This window comes from Enterobacter sp. LM3, from assembly GCF_046622475.1.
In the GTDB taxonomy this organism is placed as follows: Bacteria; Pseudomonadota; Gammaproteobacteria; order Enterobacterales; family Enterobacteriaceae; genus Enterobacter; species Enterobacter cloacae_P.
Genome location: NZ_JBJURN010000060.1, coordinates 1 through 634 on the forward strand (window position 1 = coordinate 1; position 634 = coordinate 634).

Sequence of the window (634 nt, forward strand, 5' to 3'; positions counted from 1 at the left end):
TGAATGATGATGGTTGTAAAAACGTGGATTAAACGATGCTGATAGCTGTGCCGGCGAACGCGTTACGCTTGATATTTTCGTCGGTAACCGCTGATGGCCAGAGCACATCTTCAAGGCGGAAAGAACCCGATTTATAAAATGCCAGCTCTGCACTGTTCTGGTCTGCTTTAATAGCCAGAATACCTACTGCCGAACCGGCGTGTGTGCCGTCCCAGATAGTCAGCTTTCCGGAGGTGGCATCCAGCATGAGCGGCGTCATTGCTGGCGTAGATGCCGTCAGTTCGCCAGGGCCATACGCGGTGTGCGCCGGGTCGCTGTTACCGAGCGGCTGGTTATGTGTGAAAACTTCAGTAATTGCCATGATAGCCTCTTAAACAGGGGTATTTAACAAATCGTCGCCGGCTTCAGCTGATACGCTGCCTGCTGACAACGCGCCAGGTGCAGTTTCCATCAGACGATCCAGAGCGGTATCGGTGCGAGCCTGAGCGCTTTGCGGGGCAGCAGCCAGAATGCGCTGTGCGCTCTCAACCGTCATTCCCTGCGTTTCAGCCAGTGCGCGCGCCTGGGATTCTCGTCCCTTCGCCTCTTCGCAATTCAGGATCCCCATAATGCGACCATTCTCTGCAGCAACGGC

At 55.0% G+C, this 634-nt stretch carries 1 protein-coding gene and 1 pseudogene; both read right to left on the bottom strand.

Features of this window, described 5'->3' with window-relative positions; all coding sequences use genetic code 11:
• Nucleotides 1-28: 28 nt before the first annotated feature.
• On the bottom strand, nucleotides 29-361 hold the full coding sequence (locus tag ACJ9N4_RS20920; protein ID WP_411500802.1) for a head decoration protein: 333 nt from the start codon (nucleotides 359-361) through the stop codon (nucleotides 29-31).
• A gap of 9 nt (nucleotides 362-370) precedes the next feature.
• Nucleotides 371-634 (bottom strand): annotated as a pseudogene (locus ACJ9N4_RS20925) (S49 family peptidase); the annotation flags it as partial.